This is a genomic window from Nocardioides sp. LS1 (assembly GCF_003865225.1).
Taxonomy (GTDB): domain Bacteria; phylum Actinomycetota; class Actinomycetes; order Propionibacteriales; family Nocardioidaceae; genus Nocardioides; species Nocardioides ginsengisegetis.
In genome coordinates, this window is the sequence record NZ_BIFF01000005.1 from 658668 (window position 1) to 674197 (window position 15530).

The 15530-nt window shown below is 72.9% G+C and carries 14 protein-coding genes; 5 read left to right on the plus strand and 9 right to left on the minus strand.

Annotated elements, in window-relative coordinates; all coding sequences use genetic code 11:
- The first annotated feature begins 78 nt into the window (after positions 1 to 78).
- Positions 79 to 564, plus strand: coding sequence for a MarR family winged helix-turn-helix transcriptional regulator (locus EJF31_RS17400; RefSeq protein WP_125038387.1), 486 nt, complete (start codon positions 79 to 81; stop codon positions 562 to 564).
- Positions 565 to 613: 49 nt separating this feature from the next.
- On the opposite strand, the gene EJF31_RS17405 is transcribed toward EJF31_RS17400, so the two are convergent.
- The 7 genes from EJF31_RS17405 to rsmI all read right to left on the minus strand — a co-directional run bounded on the left by EJF31_RS17405 (position 614) and on the right by rsmI (position 8236).
- Positions 614 to 2431, minus strand: coding sequence for an ABC-F family ATP-binding cassette domain-containing protein (locus EJF31_RS17405; protein ID WP_125038388.1), 1818 nt, complete (start codon positions 2429 to 2431; stop codon positions 614 to 616).
- Complete coding sequence (locus tag EJF31_RS17410) at positions 2431 to 3345, minus strand: 4-(cytidine 5'-diphospho)-2-C-methyl-D-erythritol kinase (protein ID WP_125038389.1); 915 nt, start codon at positions 3343 to 3345, stop codon at positions 2431 to 2433. The genes EJF31_RS17405 and EJF31_RS17410 overlap by 1 nt, the downstream gene beginning before the upstream one ends.
- Positions 3342 to 4208 carry a 16S rRNA (adenine(1518)-N(6)/adenine(1519)-N(6))-dimethyltransferase RsmA gene (rsmA, locus tag EJF31_RS17415; protein WP_125038390.1) on the minus strand — a complete coding sequence of 289 codons (867 nt, stop codon included), beginning with the start codon at positions 4206 to 4208 and terminating at the stop codon, positions 3342 to 3344. The genes EJF31_RS17410 and rsmA overlap by 4 nt, the downstream gene beginning before the upstream one ends.
- A 30-nt stretch (positions 4209 to 4238) precedes the next feature.
- Positions 4239 to 5378, minus strand: coding sequence for a resuscitation-promoting factor (locus EJF31_RS17420; RefSeq protein ID WP_307718980.1), 1140 nt, complete (start codon positions 5376 to 5378; stop codon positions 4239 to 4241).
- Positions 5379 to 5658: 280 nt separating this feature from the next.
- Entirely contained in the window at positions 5659 to 6564 is a 906-nt protein-coding gene (locus tag EJF31_RS17425; protein WP_125038391.1) for a TatD family hydrolase, read from the minus strand.
- The gene (locus tag EJF31_RS17430) at positions 6561 to 7397 is read right to left on the minus strand and encodes an alpha/beta fold hydrolase (protein WP_125038392.1); all 837 of its coding nucleotides are present in this window, start codon (positions 7395 to 7397) and stop codon (positions 6561 to 6563) included. The genes EJF31_RS17425 and EJF31_RS17430 overlap by 4 nt, the downstream gene beginning before the upstream one ends.
- Positions 7394 to 8236 (minus strand): 16S rRNA (cytidine(1402)-2'-O)-methyltransferase, encoded by an 843-nt coding sequence (gene rsmI / locus EJF31_RS17435; RefSeq protein WP_125038393.1) that lies wholly within the window; start codon positions 8234 to 8236, stop codon positions 7394 to 7396. Before rsmI ends, EJF31_RS17430 begins: the two co-directional genes overlap by 4 nt.
- Before the next feature lie 35 nt (positions 8237 to 8271).
- Between rsmI and EJF31_RS17440 the strand changes: the two genes are divergently transcribed.
- Positions 8272 to 9909 (plus strand): dolichyl-phosphate-mannose--protein mannosyltransferase, encoded by a 1638-nt coding sequence (locus EJF31_RS17440; RefSeq protein ID WP_260430926.1) that lies wholly within the window; start codon positions 8272 to 8274, stop codon positions 9907 to 9909.
- A gap of 7 nt (positions 9910 to 9916) precedes the next feature.
- Here EJF31_RS17440 and EJF31_RS17445 read toward each other — a convergent pair whose 3' ends face one another.
- Positions 9917 to 10870 carry an SDR family NAD(P)-dependent oxidoreductase gene (locus EJF31_RS17445; protein WP_125038394.1) on the minus strand — a complete coding sequence of 318 codons (954 nt, stop codon included), beginning with the start codon at positions 10868 to 10870 and terminating at the stop codon, positions 9917 to 9919.
- Here EJF31_RS17445 and EJF31_RS17450 point away from each other — a divergent pair.
- Positions 10869 to 11309 (plus strand): pyridoxamine 5'-phosphate oxidase family protein, encoded by a 441-nt coding sequence (locus tag EJF31_RS17450; protein WP_260430927.1) that lies wholly within the window; start codon positions 10869 to 10871, stop codon positions 11307 to 11309. The genes EJF31_RS17445 and EJF31_RS17450 overlap by 2 nt on opposite strands.
- Positions 11306 to 11950: a cysteine hydrolase family protein gene (locus EJF31_RS17455; protein ID WP_221767626.1), complete on the plus strand. Its 645-nt coding sequence runs from the start codon at positions 11306 to 11308 to the stop codon at positions 11948 to 11950. Before EJF31_RS17450 ends, EJF31_RS17455 begins: the two co-directional genes overlap by 4 nt.
- A 1-nt stretch (position 11951) precedes the next feature.
- Here the strand turns inward: EJF31_RS17455 and EJF31_RS17460 are convergent, their stop codons facing one another.
- Positions 11952 to 14096 carry a DEAD/DEAH box helicase gene (locus EJF31_RS17460; RefSeq protein WP_125038395.1) on the minus strand — a complete coding sequence of 715 codons (2145 nt, stop codon included), beginning with the start codon at positions 14094 to 14096 and terminating at the stop codon, positions 11952 to 11954.
- Positions 14097 to 14543: 447 nt separating this feature from the next.
- Here EJF31_RS17460 and EJF31_RS17465 point away from each other — a divergent pair, with 447 nt between their 5' ends.
- The gene (locus EJF31_RS17465) at positions 14544 to 15488 is read left to right on the plus strand and encodes a sensor histidine kinase (protein ID WP_125038396.1); all 945 of its coding nucleotides are present in this window, start codon (positions 14544 to 14546) and stop codon (positions 15486 to 15488) included.
- Positions 15489 to 15530: the final 42 nt, after the last annotated feature.

Below are 15530 nucleotides of genomic sequence, written 5' to 3' on the forward strand. Positions count from 1 at the left end.
TGATATCAAGACACTTCCCATCGTGGATCCCAAGTGTCTCGATGTCAAGATTCTCGACCCACCCGCTACGATGCGGGCATGAGGGACGAGGTCGACGAGCTGGTCGAGGCATGGACGCGCGAGCGGTCCGACCTCGACCTGGCGCCCGTGGCGGTCTTCAGCCGCATCTCCCGGCTGGCCCGCCACCTCGACCTGGCCCGTCGGGCCGCCTTCACCCAGCACGGCATCGAGTCGTGGGAGTTCGACGTGCTGGCGGCACTGCGCCGCGCGGGAGCGCCGTACGAGCTGTCGCCGGGGCGCCTCCTGCGCGAGACCCTCGTGACCAGCGGGACCATGACCAACCGCGTCGACCGGCTCGCTGCCCGCGGCTTCGTCGAGCGCTACCCCGACCCGGAGGACCGCCGCGGCGTGATCGTCCGGCTCACCGCCGAGGGCAAGACCGCCGTCGACGGGGCCTTCGAAGCGCTGCTCGAGGCCGAGAAGACGTTCCTGGCCGGGCTCCCCACCAAGGACCGCGCCCGGCTGGCCGCGCTCCTGCGCACCCTCCTGGCCCCCTTCAGCTGAGAGGGCAGTTGGGGGCACTCTCACCCCGACGAGAGGGCGTTCCGAGGCACTACTCGAGCGCCTCGGCGGCCTCCAGCCACTCCAGCTCGAGCTCCTCGCGCTCGGCGGTGACCGCGTTGAGCTCGGCACTCAGTGTCGCAAGCTTCTCGTAGTCCTGGGCGTGCTCGGCGATCTGGGCGTTCAGCTCGGCCTCACGGGCGGAGAGCTTCTCCATCATCTTGTCGAGGCGGGCGAGGTTCTTGCGCGCCGCGCGCTCCTCGGCCGAGCCGGCCTTCACCCCGGGGGTGGCGGACTGGGACTGCCCCGAAGCGCCCGCTCGGTCCTCTGAGAGTGCCCCCAACTGCCCGCTCGGCGTGCTGGGAGTGCCCCCCAGTGCCCCCTGGGCGCGGCGCTCGAGGTACTCGTCGACGCCGCGGGGCAGCATCGAGATCTGCCCGTCGCCCAGGAGCGCCCAGATCGAGTCGGTGACCCGCTCGAGGAAGTAGCGGTCGTGGGAGACGACGACGAGGGTGCCGGGCCAGCCGTCGAGGAAGTCCTCGAGGACGTTGAGGGTGTCGATGTCCAAGTCGTTGGTGGGCTCGTCGAGGAGCAGCACGTTGGGCTCGGTGAGCAGCAGCCGCAGCAGCTGGAAGCGACGGCGCTCGCCACCGGACAGGTCGCCGATCCGGGCGGTGAGCCGGTCGCCGGTGAAGCCGAAGCGCTCGAGCATCGAGGTGGCAGTCAGCTCGGAGCCGTCGAGGGTCTTGGTGACCCGGCGGATCGACTCGACCGTCGGCAGCACCCGGCCCTCGGGGTCGAGGTCGTCCAGCGCCTGGGTGAGGTGCTGCATCGCGACCGTGCGGCCCTGCTTCACGCGCCCGGCGGACGGCGCCAGCTCGCCCGAGATCAGCGACAGCACGGAGGTCTTGCCGGCGCCGTTGACGCCGACGATGCCGACCCGGTCGCCCGGTCCGAGCCGCCAGGTCGCGTGCGACAACAGCTTCTTCTCGCCGCGCGCCAGGTCGACGTCCTCGATGTCGATGACGTCCTTGCCGAGCCGCTGGGTCGCGAACTTCTGCAGCTCCAGCCGGTCGCGCGGCGGCGGCACGTCCTCGATCAGCGCGTTGGCCGCGTCGATGCGGAACTTCGGCTTCGACGTACGCGCCGGGGCGCCGCGGCGCAGCCAGGCCAGCTCCTTGCGGGCGAGGTTCTGGCGGCGGGTCTCCGACGCGGAGGCCTGCCGCTGGCGCTCCGCCTTCGCCAGGACGTACGCCGCGTAGCCGCCCTCGTAGGCGTCCACGACGCCGTCGTGGACCTCCCAGGTCGACTGGCAGACCTCGTCGAGGAACCACCGGTCGTGGGTGACGACCACCATCGCCGAGGTGCGCTGGGCCATGTGGGAGGCCAGCCACGCGACGGCCTCGACGTCGAGGTGGTTGGTGGGCTCGTCCAAGACGATCAGGTCGTGGTCGCCGAGCAGCAGGGCGGCCAGCGAGCAGCGGCGGCGCTCGCCACCGGAGAGGCCGAGCACGGCGCGGTCGAGCGAGACGCCCGCGAGCAGCACCTCGACGATCTCGCGGCTGCGCGAGTCGGCGGCCCACTCGTGGTCGGACATGCCGCCGAGCACGGCCTCGCGGACCGAGTGGGTGTCGACGAGCTCGTCGCCCTGGTGGAGGTAGCCGACGAGCAGCCCGCGCGTGCGCGAGACCCGGCCGGTGTCGGGCTCCTCGAGCCCGGTCATGACCTCCAGCAGCGTGGTCTTGCCGTCGCCGTTGCGGCCGACGATGCCGATCCGCTCCCCCACGGCGATGCCGAGGGAGACCTCGGTGAGCAGCGGGCGCACGCCGTAGGACTTGGAGACGCGCTCGAGGTTGAGGAGGTTGGCCATCAGCGCGGGTCACCCGAGGTGTCGTAGTGGACGACGTGCGCGCCGGCGACCGGGCCGTTGGCCACGAGCACCACGCTCTCGTCGAGGGAGCCGGCCACCGCGCGCGCGTGGTCGCCGGACTCGCAGAGGAAGACGACCGTGGGGCCCGAGCCCGACACGAGGCCGCGGATCGCGCCGGCGGCCTCGCCGCGCTCGATCAACGCCTCGAGGTCGGGGCGCAGGTCGCACGCGGCGGCCTGGAGGTCGTTGTGGAGCAGCGCGCCGAGCTGGTGCGGGTCGCGCGAGGCCAGCGCCGCGAGCAGGCCGTCGGCCGCGGGCGGCTCGGCCGGGGCGTCGGGGAACAGCTCGTCGAAGTGGCGGTAGACCTCGGGCGTCGAGAGCCCCTCGGCCGACGGCACCACGACCCACCACCACGTGCCGGTGTCGACGACCGGCGTGACGAGCTCGCCGCGCCCGACACCGAGGGCGGTGCCCCCGAACAGCGCAAAAGGTACGTCGCTCCCGAGCTGCGCGGCCAGGCCGAGCAGGTCGTCGTCGGACGTCTCGGCGTCCCACAACCGGTCGAGGGCGACGAGCGCCGCGGCGGCATCGGCCGAGCCGCCGGCCATGCCGCCCGCGACCGGGATCGCCTTGGTGACCAGCACGTCGCCGGTCCGCTCGATCCCGTGGTGGGCCGCGAGCAGGTCGGCCGCGTGGTCGACGATGTTGTCGCCGTCGGTCGGCACGCTGCCGGGCTCGATGTGGTCGGCGACGGTGATGCCGAAGCGCCAGTCGGGTGCCTCGGCGGCGGTGAGGTCGTCGTACAGCCCGACGGCCTGGTAGACGGTCACCAGCGGGTGGAAGCCGTCCTCGCGCGGCGCACCGACGCCGAGGTGGAGGTTGATCTTCGCGGGGACCCGGACGGTCGTGGTCACGGCAGCATCAGTCCTTCGGCGATCTTCACGAACGCCTCGACGGGCAGCGCCTCGCCGCGGGTCATCGGGTCGACGCCGGCGTGCTCGAGGGCCGCGGTCGCGGCCTCGGCGGAGCCGGCCAGCTCCCGGAGCGCGCCGCGCAGCGCCTTGCGCCGGTGGGCGAAGGCGGCGTCGACGACGGCGAAGACCTGCTGGCGGGTGGCGGTGGTGGCGGGCGGCTCGCGCCGGGTCCAGGCGACCAGCCCGGAGTCGACGTTGGGGGCCGGCCAGAAGACGTTGCGGCCGATCGACCCGGCCCGCTTCACGTCGGCGAACCAGGCGGCCTTGACCGACGGGACGCCGTACACCTTGGAGCCGGGCTTGGCGGCGAGCCGGTCGGCGACCTCGGCCTGCACCATGACCAGCCCCTTCTCCAGCGACGGGAGCAGGGTCAGCATGTGCAGCAGCACCGGCACCGAGACGTTGTAGGGCAGGTTGGCGACCAGCGCGGTCGGGGGCGGCCCGGGGACCTCCTCGATGCGCATGGCATCGGCGAGGACGACCTCGAAGGCGTCGGCCTGGCCGGGGGCGTACTCCGCGATGGTGGCCGGGAGCCGCTCGGCGAGCTTGGGGTCGACCTCGATCGCGACCACGCGACCGGCGACCTCGAGCAGGGCCAGGGTCAGCGACCCGAGGCCCGGGCCGATCTCGACGACGACGTCGGCGGGAGTCACGTGGGACTCCCGGACGATCCGGCGGACCGTGTTGGCGTCGATGACGAAGTTCTGGCCGCGCTGCTTGGTGGGACGCAGGTCGAGCTCGGCGGCGAGCTGACGCACGTCCGCCGGCCCGAGGAGTCTCGGGCCGGCGGAGGTGTCAGACATGGCGCCCAGCGTAGGGGGCGGGGTGGAGGCTCAGGCCTGTGCCCCACACACGGGCCAGGCACCGTAACCACCCGAGGCGTCGCGGACCTTCTCGGCGATGCTGATCTGGTACTCGCGGCTGGTCAGGTCCGGGCGGCTCACGCCGCCGTAGGCCTGCCACGTGCTGAGGTTGAACTGCAGCCCGCCGTAGTAGCCGTTGCCGGTGTTGGCGGCCCAGTTGCCGCCCGACTCGCAGGCCGCGATCCGGTCCCAGACCGAGTCGCCGCTGGAGTAGACGGGCGCCGCGGACTTCGTGCCGACCTTGAGGATCTCGTCGACCGGGTCGCGCAGGACCTTCTGGTGCAGCACCTTGGTCACGGCGAGCTTGCCGTTGCGGTAGGTGAGCCGGTAGGACACGTTGCGCAGGCCGGTCTGGCCGGAGCGGACCACGGTGGAGTCGCCCTCGAGCATGGAGGAGTCCTCCTGCTTGACGGTGCCGAAGTCGATGGACTCGCCGTCGACGTGCTTGCGGACCACGCGGACGTCGGTGAAGACGACCTTGTCGCCGTCGTGCAGGACGTGCTGCTTGGCGGGCGCGGTCTCGTCGTGCTTCTGCACCTTCACGCCGAGCTCCTTGAGAGCGTCCTCGACGGTCAGCGCGGTGACGGTGCGCTTGGCCCACTTGTGGGCGCCGAGCTTCACGTGCAGCGTCTTGGGGGTGACGACCTCGAGGTGGAGGCCGTCGCGGCGGATGTAGCCGCTACGGCTGGTGGACAGGTCGGCGCCGAGGAAGCGCTGGCCGATCTCGCCGAGGGCTCCGGCCACGTCGGTGGCGGTCACCCAGTAGTGGTGCTTCTTGCCGTCGACCTCGAGGTCGAGCGGGCGGCCGAACTTGACGGTGATCCGGCTTCCGTCGGTCACCTTCTCGTCCAGGCCGGGAGCGACGATGTCGTGGGCACCGATGTCGATGCCTTCGGCGTCGAGCACGTCGCCGACGGTCGAGCCCATCGCGGTGACGTTCTCGGACTTGCCGTCGAGGTTGAGGGTCACCGACTTGCTGAGAGCGGCGTACCCCATCGTGGTGCCGGCGACGGCCAGGATCACCACGGACGCGAGGGCGACCATCAGAGGGCGGCTGCTGGTGAGCCGCTGGGTCAGGGATGCGAGCTTGCTGTTCTCATTGCTGGGCACAGTGTTCCGAACGTCGTACTCCCCGGGCCTCGGGTGCCAGCGCGTCCGCGCGGCGCGATCCACCCAGGGGTGGTCCGTGCGTGTGCGGGGGTGTGGTGAAGCGGGGCTGCCGCGACGTTGCGGCGGCCACCAGCACTGGTCAGATCGATCCCGATCCCGGCCGTTAGCACACGACCATAACCACGCGTCGGCGGGGTCGACAACTCAGGGAGACCCGACTGACGGGTAACGTGAGCAGGCTCTCGATGGCAAAAAGCGTCCGATATCCGGGGCTCGACGTCTACCAGTGCCCGCCGAACGCGACCTCGGTGTTGGCGTCGACGGCCGTGCAGAGCAGCTCCAGGTCCTCGCCGCGGACCTCGGCCATCGCCCGCATCGTCACCGGCACGAGGTACGACGCGTTCGGCCGTCCCCGCCAGGGCGTCGGCGTCAGGTAGGGGGCGTCGGTCTCGACGAGGACCCGGTCCCGGGGGGTGATCGCGAGCGCGTCGCGCAGCGGCTGGGCGTTCTTGAACGTCACCGTGCCGGCGAAGGAGAGGTGCGCGCCGCGGTCCAGGCAGGCCCGCGCGACGTCGGGGTCGCCGGAGAAGCAGTGCATGACCCAGCGGTCGGGCGCCCCCTCCTCGTCGATGATCCGCAGCACGTCGTCGTGGGCGTCGCGGTCGTGGATCACCAGGGTCTTGTCGAGACGCCGGGCCAGGTCGATGTGGCGGCGGAACGACTCCTCCTGCGCCGCCCGGCCGTCCTCGCCGGTGCGGAACGTGTCGAGCCCCGTCTCCCCCACGGCGCGCACCTTGTCGTGGGCCTGCGCCAGCGCCTCGATCTCGGCCATCGCCTCGTCGAGGGTGCCGGCGGCCGCGTGGCGGGGCGCCTCGTTGGGGTGCAGGGCGACACCGGCGACGAGGGCGTCGTACGTGCGGGCGGCCTCGACGGCCCAGCGGGCGCCCGGGAGGTCGCAGCCGATCTGCACGATGCGGGGTACGCCGACGGCCGCCGCGGCCCGCAGCGCCTCCTCGGTCGAGAACCAGCCGTCGGGGTGGTCGGCGTCGGCGATGTCGAGGTGGCAGTGGTTGTCCACGACCGGGTGCGGCAGCGGCTCGGGGGCCGGCAGGCGCTCACGGTCACGGCGGCTGCCGGACCTCTCCTCGGTGCCGGCGCGGGCGCGGGTGGGGCGGTCGACGCTCATGGGGAGATTCTCTCGAGGACGTGGCGGGCGAGCTCCTCGGGCGCCTGGCTGGGGATCCAGTGGCTCACGCCGGGCAGCACGACGAGCCGGTAGTCGCCGTCGACCCAGTCGGCGGTGCGCTCGACGGTGGACCGCAGCACCGCGGTGTCGGCGTCGCCCCAGACCAGCGTGGTCGGCACGGTGACCCGGCGGGAGACCGCGCCGGGTCGGGTGAACGGCATCGCGCGGTACCAGTTCAGCGCGCCGGTCAGCGCACCCTGCTCGACGATCTCGCGGCGGAACGTCGCGATCTCCTCGGGCGTCATGCCGCCGTCGGCGAAGCCGCGCTCCATCGGCCCGCCGGCCCGCCGGGCGAGCATCTCGGGGACCCGCGGCAGTTGGAAGGCGAGCATGTACCAGGACGCGAGGCCCTGCCGGGACCTCGGCATCGCGCGGACGAACGCCGCGGAGTGCGGGACGGCCACGGCCGTCAGGGTGCGGACCAGGTCGGGGCACTCGGCGGCCAGCAGGTAGCCGACGGCGGCGCCCCAGTCGTGCCCGACGACGTGCACCGGCCGGCCGATCTCGGCGATCAGGGCCGCGGCGTCGTCGACCAGCAGCGGCAGCGTGTAGTCGCGACGGCGACGCGGCCGGGCGCCGGGCGAGTAGCCGCGCTGGTCGGGCGCGACGGTCCGGAAGCCCTGCGCGTGGAGGAGCGGCGCGACGTGCCGCCAGGTGCCGGCGCGCTCGGGGAAGCCGTGCAGGAGCAGGACGGGCGTGCCGTCGAGCGGTCCCTCGTCGCGGACGTCGAAGGTCAGGCCGTCGTGGAGGTACGACGTGATGCGCCCGCTCATGAACCGTGCACCAGGTTGTAGACCTCGCGCTTGGGCACGCCCGCCAGCTTCGCGACCTCCACGATCGCCTCCTTGCGGGGCATCCCGGACCCCTCGCGGTCGGCGACGGCCGCGAGCAGGCTGGCCGGGTCGTTGGCGACACCGGCCGCCTCCGGGGCGCCGGAGACGACGATGGTGACCTCGCCGCGCACGCCCTCGGCGGCCCACGCCACCAGGTCGTCGAGCGGCCCGCGGCGTACCTCTTCGTGGGTCTTGGTGAGCTCGCGGCAGACCGCGGCGGCCCGGTCGCCGCCGAGGGCCTCGGCCATCGCGGCCAGCGCGGCCTCGGTGCGGTGCGGCGCCTCGAAGAAGACCATCGTGCGCTCCTCGTTCGCCAGCCCGGCGAGGCGGCGGGAGCGCTCGCCCGCCTTGCGCGGCAGGAAGCCCTCGAAGCAGAACCGGTCGACGGGCAGCCCGGAGACCGCCAGCGCGGTGAGCACCGCGGACGGGCCGGGCACGGCGGTGACGAGGACGTCGGCCTCGACCGCGGCGGCCACCAGCCGGTAGCCGGGGTCGGAGACGCTGGGCATCCCCGCGTCGGTGACGAGCAGGACCCGCTCGCCGGCCAGCAGCGCCTCGAGCAGGACGGGCGTGCGGGCGGTCTCGTTGCCCTCGAAGTAGGACACGACGCGACCGGTGATCGTGACCCCGAGGTCCGAGGTGAGCCGCTTGAGCCGGCGGGTGTCCTCGGCCGCCACGACGTCGGCGGTGGCCAGCTCCTCGGCCAGGCGGGGCGGGGCGTCGCCCACGCGACCGATCGGGGTCGCGGCGAGGACGAGCACGCCGGGTTCGGGAGTCACGGACCGATCATGGCAGGGCCGTATTGTTCACCCCCGTGACGACCCCCGCGCCGACCGCCCGCCGGGCGATCCCCTCCGCGTGGGTCCGGGCCCGGGCCGCCGTGGACTTCGAGGACCCCGTCGTCGGCTGGGCATCCGCGATCGCGGTGATGCTCTTCTCGTTCTTCCTGCGCGTGTGGCACCTCGGGTCGCCGCACGAGTTCGAGTTCGACGAGACCTACTACGCCAAGGACGCCTGGTCGCTGGCGCACTTCGGCTACGTCCGGGACTACCAGCCCGACGCCAACGCGCAGATCCTCGACGGCCACACGATGGACCAGTGGAAGGACGGTCCGTCGATGATCGTCCACCCCGAGGTCGGCAAGTGGCTGATCGCGATGGGCGAGAAGGCCTTTGGCATGGACCCGTTCGGCTGGCGGATCGCGGCCGCGGTCGTCGGCTCGCTGATGATCCTGGTGATGTGCCGGCTGGCCCGCCGCATCACCGGCTCGACCGCGCTGGGGCTGGTCGCCGGCCTGCTGCTGAGCTTCGACGGCCTTCAGTTCGTGCTGTCCCGGCTGGCGCTGCTCGACATCTTCGTCGCGTTCTTCGTGCTCTGCGGCGTGGCCTGCCTGGTCAACGACCGTTTCTGGCTGCGCGCCCGGATCGCACGGCTCCAGCCCGAGACGGTCACCGGCGGCGGCTGGGGTCCGGTGCGGCGGGTGCTGTTCCGGCCGTGGCTGCTGCTCGGCGGCATCTGCTGGGGCCTCGCGCTCGGCAGCAAGTGGGAGGCGGCCTACCCGCTCGCGGCGTTCGGCGTGCTCAGCTGGCTGTGGAGCGCCGGCGCGCGCCGCTCGTTCGGGGTCCGCTGGCCCGTGCTGAAGGCAGCCGTGGTCGACGGCATCCCGGCGTTCGTGCAGGTCGTGCTGGTCGCCGTCCTGGTGTACGTCGCGTCGTGGACCGGCTGGCTGATCCACGCCCAGGAGTACGAGACGCACCTGTCGGCCACGCAGTACACCCACTACGCCGGCGGCAAGGACTGGCCGACGCGGGACCAGAAGGACGCCTCGGGCTTCGGCGAGGTCGTGCAGTCGCTCGACTCGCTCGCGCACTACCACCGCGACGTCTACATGTTCCACACCCACTTCCTCAACGACTCCACGCACACCTACGCCTCGAAGCCGTCGGGCTGGCTGCTCCTCAACCGGCCGGTCGGCGTCGCCGCCGACGTCGACATCAAGCCGGGCACCCAGGGCTGCCACGCCTCGCCCGACAGCGACTGCCTGCGGCAGGTGCTGCTGATCGGCACGCCCGCGATCTGGTGGGCCGGGATCCTCGCGCTGCTCTACGCCGTGGCGACCTGGGTCGGCGGCCGCGACTGGCGCTTCGGGATCGCCGTCGTCGGCACCGCCTCGACCTGGCTGCCCTGGCTGCAGTACGACGACCGGCCGATCTTCCTGTTCTACGAGGTCGTGACGCTGCCGTTCGTGGTGCTCGCGCTGACGCTGGCGATGGGCAAGATGATCGGGACCTCGACGCAGCCCTCGCCGCGGCGCACGGCCGGGGTGATCGCGGCCGGGTCCTACTTCGTGATCGCGCTGATCAACTTCGCGTGGTTCTGGCCGATCTTCACCAACCAGCTGCTGACCCACTCGGAGTGGCTGGACCGGATCTGGTTCCAGCGCTGGGTCTGAGGCGGGTCTACAGACCCAGGCTCTCCTCGACCCAGGCCCACATCCGGTCGCGCTCCGCGTCGCCGGTGCGGGTGCGGGGCAGCAGGTGGGTGGGCCGCGCACGCCGGTCGTGCCACAGCAGTCCGCCGGGCGGGGCCGGCTCGACGGCCGCGACCCAGACCGTGGTGTCGGCACCGCCGACGGCATCGCGCAGGAACGGCCCGGTGACCTTGTGGAAGGAGGGCAGCGAGTCGACGACGCCCGGGGTGTCGGCCCAGCCGGGGTGGGTGGCGTGCACGTCGATGCCCTCCCAGCGGTCCTGCAGGACCGGCAGGAGCTCGACCTGGGCACGCTTGCTCCGGGCGTAGGCGGTCGTGGGCGAGTAGTCGCCGGTGAGGTACTCCGGGTCGTCGGCCCGCAGCCGCTGGCCGTACATGCCGCCGCTGGTCACCAGCACCGTCCGGCCGCCGGCCATCCGGTCGCGGAGCAGCTCGGTCATCAGCACCGGCCCGAGGACGTGCAGCGCCATGGTGAGCTCGTGGCCCTGCGCCGACTCGGTGCGCTCGGCCGGCATGGCCCCGGCGTTGTGCACCAGCACGTCCACGCGGTCGGCGCCGAGCTCGCCCGCGAAGCGTCGTACGTCGTCGAGGTCACCCACGTCGCACCGGTCGACGTGCAGCCGGGCGCCCGGGACGCGGCCGACGATCTGGCGCACGACCCGGCCGCCCTTGTCGGGGTCGCGCACGACGAGGCGCACCTCGGCGCCGAGCGTCGCGAGGCCCTCGGCGGTCGCGAGGCCGAGCCCCGAGGTCGCGCCGGTGACCGCGACGACCTTGCCAGCCATCGAGCCGGGGGCCGGGTCGGCGGGCCAGGTCGGCAGGTGCCGGCGGACGGCGAGGCCGACCCGGGTGTAGCCCGGCGCGACCGTCCGGTCCAGGGCGGTGTCGAGGCCGGCGGACAGGACACGCACGAAGGGCTGCATGACGGCGACGGTAGCCGGTGGCACCATGGCGCCGGTGACCTCGTGGACCCCTGACTGGGACGACTTCCCGCCCGACCTGCTGGCGTTCTGGACCGAGCGGCACCTGTGCACGCTCACGACCGTCCGCCCCGACGGGCGGCCGCATGTCGTGCCCGTCGGCGTCGCGCTCGACCACGACGAGCGGTGCGCCTGGGTGATCACCGGCGGCTCGTCGCGCAAGGCCGCGCACCTCGCCTCGCCGGGGCCGGTGGCCGCGTGCCAGGTTGACCGGGCCCGGTGGTCGACGCTCGAGGGCACGGGCGTGGTCGTCGCCGACCCGGCGTCGGTGGCGCGGGCGGTCGCGATGTACGCCGCGCGCTACAAGGTCCCCCGCGAGAACCCGAGCCGGGTCGCGATCCGGATCGAGGTCACCCGGATCCTGTCGTCACGGACGGTGTGAGCGCCGTGCTGCACGAGTGGCGGATCGCGCCGCGGGAGTACGCCCGGCACGAGTCCCGGCGGGGTCGGCGCTTCGCCCACGAGTCGCTCGTACCGGCCCGGACCGCGCTGGTCGTGGTCGACGTGGTGCCGTTCTTCGTCGAGCAGAACCCCTACTGCGCCGGGATCCTGCCCCAGGTCCGCGCCCTGTCCACGGCCGTGCGCGAGGCCGGTGGCGTGGTGGCCTGGGTCCGGCCGACGTCCGGCCCGCCGACGCCCGCGGCGGTGGCGTTCTACGGTGCGGACGTGGCGACACTGTACGCCGCGTCCGGCGGCGAGCCGGCCGCGGAGGCCGGCGTACGGGAGGGCGACCTGCACGTGGAGAAGAGCGTGCCGAGCGCGTTCTTCCCGGGGCTCTGCGACCTGCACGACCTACTGGCGGAGCGGTCGGTCGACACCGTGATCGTGACCGGCACGGTCACCAACGTGTGCGTGGAGTCGACGGTCCGGGACGCCGCGACGCTGGGCTACAAGGTCGTGCTCGTGGCCGACGCGTGCGCGGCGGTCGACGACGCGACGCACAACGCCACGCTGCACACGGTCTACCGCTCGTTCGGCGACGTCCGCCCGACCGCCGAGGTGCTCGCGCTCCTCGGCGGCTGACTCACGCGCCCAGGCCGAGCTTCTCGGTCAGCGCGTCGGTCAGCAGGGCGACGAGCGCCTCGAGCTGGACGTCGGCGGAGGAGGAGATCTCCTCGTCCGAGCCGTCGAGGGCGACCGCAGCCAGGCCGGCCTTGCTGTCGATCAGCTCGGCGACCTTGGTGTCGATCGTCTGGGCCGCGATGATCCGCCAGGCGGTGACCGGCTCGGCCTGGCCGATGCGGTGCACGCGGTCGATGGCCTGGGTCTGCTCGGCGTCGGTCCAGGACAGCTCGGCGAGCACGACGTTGGAGGCGACCTGGAGGTTCAGGCCGACGCCGGCGGCGGTCAGCGAGCAGACGGCGATCGCGACGTCGGGGTCGTTGACGAAGTCGTCGATGTTCTTCTGGCGGACCTTGGTCGACTGCTCGCCGCGGATCGAGGAGTAGCGGATGCCGCGCTTGTCGAAGAGCTCCTGGGCGGCGTCCATGACGTCGATGTGCTTGGCGAAGAAGACGACCTTGCCGACGTTGCGGGCCAGCTGGGCGGCGTAGTCGGCGGCGAGGCCGGACTTGGCCTGACCGATCCGCCGCATCATCGTGAAGACGTTCTCGTCGGACTTGGTCGTGGTGGTGTCCTCGCGCTCCCACGTCGCCACACGGCGTACGAGCTCGTGGTCGATGCCCTCGACGGTGATCCCGGAGGTGCGGGTGGCGAGCGCGGTCTCGTAGCGGTGCACGAGGCGACGCGCGAGCTCCCGCTCGGCGGCCCGGATCGAGCGGCCGGCCTCGTCGTCGAGCTCGACCGGGAGGTCGGCGATCCGGCGGGCCGGGATGTCGGCGGCGACGTCGACCTTGCGGCGCCGGACGATGCCCATGTCGATGACGGCGTTGCGCGCGGCGGGGTAGAAGCCGAAGTCGGCCGGCGTCATGTCGGTCTCCTCCAGCGCGGCCATCAGCGCGGGGAGCGGCTTCTTGTCGTCGATCCAGCCGAGGAACTGCCAGATCGCCCGGAAGTCCTCGATGTCGTTGATCAGCGGGGTGCCGGTCAGTGCCATCAGCAGCGGACGGACGGTGCGGGTGCGGATCCGCTCGGAGAGCTGGAGCGCGTGCTGGGAGCGCTGCGAGGTCTTGTTCTTGATGAAGTGGGCCTCGTCGACGACCATGCCGCGGAAGCCGAAGTCGCCGAGCCAGCCGACGTGGCGGTCGAGCACCTCGTAGTTGACGACCACGATGTCGGCGAAGCCGTCGATGGTGTGGCCGTCACCGTGGATGACGGTGGCGGTGCGGTTGGGGGTCCAGATGCCGGCCTCGCGCGCCCAGTTGGTCTTGACGACGTTGGGGACGACGACCAGCAGCGGGTAGGCGTTGGCGGCCTCGGCGGCGAGCAGCGCCTGGGCGGTCTTGCCGAGGCCGGGCTCGTCGGCGAGCAGGAAGGTGCGGTGGCCGTTGGCGGCCGCGGCCACCACCCCGGCCTGGTGCGGCATCAGCTCGTGGCCGCCGGGGGCCCGGAGCGAGGTCGGCTCGGGCAGCGGCATGCACGAGGAGGAGCCGCCGTACTCGAAGGAGCGGAAGAGCGGGCCGAGGAGCTCCCACGAGGCGAGGCGGCCGGTGCGCGGCCGGGGCTGCTGCTCGGCGGCGCTGAAGTCGGGGACGAGGAAGGGGTTGGCGAGCTGGCGCGAGACCACGGACTGCGGCAGCACGCGCTTCTCGTTCTGCGGCGGCGCGGCGCTGGGCTCGGTCGGGGCGACCGGGTCCGGGGTGGGCTCCATGCCGGCGGCCTTGAGCATCTCGCGCTTGCGGGAGCGGGCCGACTCGGTGACCACGGCGTCCTCGGCGAGGAGCTGCAGCAGGGAGGTGTCGCGGGCGGCGGTCTTGGCCATGATCGTGGCGATGCCGTCGAGGCGCTTGAGCTGCTCGGCGCGGTGCGCCTCGGTGCCCTCCTCGTCGGCCTTCACCCGGGCCCGCTCCTCGCGGACCAGCTGGGCCAGGGCCTGGAAGGTGGCGCGGCCGGACGGGTTGACCGGGCCTCGCTGGGCGCCGGCCTCGACCTCGCGCACGGCGCGCGCGAGGACCGGGATGACGCCCTCGTTGTCGAGGTTGCGGGCACGCCGCTGGTTGCGCGGGGCGGTGCGGACACCGCCCCCCTGACGCTGGCCTCGTCGAGCCAAGACTCCTCCTCCGGATGCCGTGGCGCCACGCCACGGCCGGTAGCAGCGCTGCAGGCAGCCCCGCGACCGGGAGCGACGAGACGCCGAGCGGACTGAGCCAGGAAGACGGTCCGGCGGCGCTACTCGATCCACCCGATCTCCGGGACCTGACATGGAGACCGACATCCCGGAACCGATGGTCCGCGATGAGCGTGGGGCCTGCGAGCCTCGAGATGAGGGTCGCTGCTGCACCCAGCCTATCCCCCGGCCGCGCCCCGCGGGGAACCCCCGGCACATCCGTGCCATCCGGGCCTTGATTGGTGTGGCCCCAACGGGTGACTCCCACGCACATCGGGACTACTCTCGAAGGGTGCGCGTTCCCCGGGTCGCAACCGGGCACTCGGCGGCCAGCGGCCCTCTCCAGAAGTGCGCGGCCTGCCCTGACCCCGCACCCGGGGTGAGTGCGGCATGAGCGCCCTGGCACACGAGGCCACGCCCCGCTTCGAGCACGCGACGCTGTGCTACCGCGACGACGCGGAGTTCCTCGACCTCGTCGGCGGATTCGTCCGGGACGGCGTCGAACGCGACGAGGCCGTCCTGGTCGCCGAGCCGACCGGTCGTCTCGCCCAGCTGCGCGACGCCCTGGGTGGCGACGCCCGTCGGGTCGAGTGGCTGGACATGACGGAGGCCGGGGCCAACCCGGCCCGGATCATCGCCCTCTGGGCCGAGTTCGTGTCCCTCGGCGAGGAGGCCGGGAGGGCGATGCGTGGGGTCGGTGAGCCGGCCTGGCCCGGGCGGCGCCCGGAGGAGCTCGACGAGTGCCGGCTCCACGAGCTGCTGCTCAACCGGCAGTTCGACGACGGGCCGGGCTGGCTGCTGGTCTGCCCCTACGACATCACCGGGCTCCCGGCGTACGTCGTCGCGGAGTCGCTGCGCACCCACCCGCTGCGCTACGACCACGACGGCTTCACGACCACCTCGTCCTACGACGGACTGCTCGTCGACCGGACCTTCGCCGCTCCCCTGCCCGCGCCGCCCGCCGACGCCCGGACGCTCGCCTACGACGCGCCCTCGGCCGCCCTCGTCCGCACGGCCCTCCAGGACTTCGGGGCGTCGTGCGGGGTCACCGGGGAACGCCTCGAGGACCTGTCCGTGGCCGGCTGGGAGATCGCGGTCAACAGCATCCAGCACGGCGGCGGGCGCGGCGTGCTGCGGCTGTGGCGCGAGCCGGGTGCGATGCTCGTGCAGTTCGAGGACGACGGCGTCATCACCGACGCGCTCGTCGGCCGGCAGACCCCGCCGCTCGACGGGACCGGTGGCCGCGGCGTCTACCTCGCCCACCAGCTGTGCGACCTGGTGCACCTGCGCTCGTCGACCGGCGGCACCGTCGTACGCCTCGTGACCTGGCTGTAGCCACGGACGGGCAGCCGACCTCCGCGAGCGTCGACCTCTACT

What these genes read in the sequence shown, in the direction of transcription:
- EJF31_RS17400 (WP_125038387.1), top strand. Translation starts at nt 79, where the DNA reads ATGAGGGACGAGGTCGACGAGCTGGTCGAGGCATGGACGCGCGAGCGG.
- EJF31_RS17405 (WP_125038388.1), bottom strand. Translation starts at nt 2,431, where the DNA reads ATGGCCAACCTCCTCAACCTCGAGCGCGTCTCCAAGTCCTACGGCGTG.
- rsmA (WP_125038390.1), bottom strand. Translation starts at nt 4,208, where the DNA reads ATGTCTGACACCTCCGCCGGCCCGAGACTCCTCGGGCCGGCGGACGTG.
- EJF31_RS17425 (WP_125038391.1), bottom strand. Translation starts at nt 6,564, where the DNA reads ATGAGCGTCGACCGCCCCACCCGCGCCCGCGCCGGCACCGAGGAGAGG.
- EJF31_RS17430 (WP_125038392.1), bottom strand. Translation starts at nt 7,397, where the DNA reads ATGAGCGGGCGCATCACGTCGTACCTCCACGACGGCCTGACCTTCGAC.
- EJF31_RS17450 (WP_260430927.1), top strand. Translation starts at nt 10,869, where the DNA reads ATGACGGCGACGGTAGCCGGTGGCACCATGGCGCCGGTGACCTCGTGG.
- EJF31_RS17445 (WP_125038394.1), bottom strand. Translation starts at nt 10,870, where the DNA reads ATGCAGCCCTTCGTGCGTGTCCTGTCCGCCGGCCTCGACACCGCCCTG.
- EJF31_RS17465 (WP_125038396.1), top strand. Translation starts at nt 14,544, where the DNA reads ATGAGCGCCCTGGCACACGAGGCCACGCCCCGCTTCGAGCACGCGACG.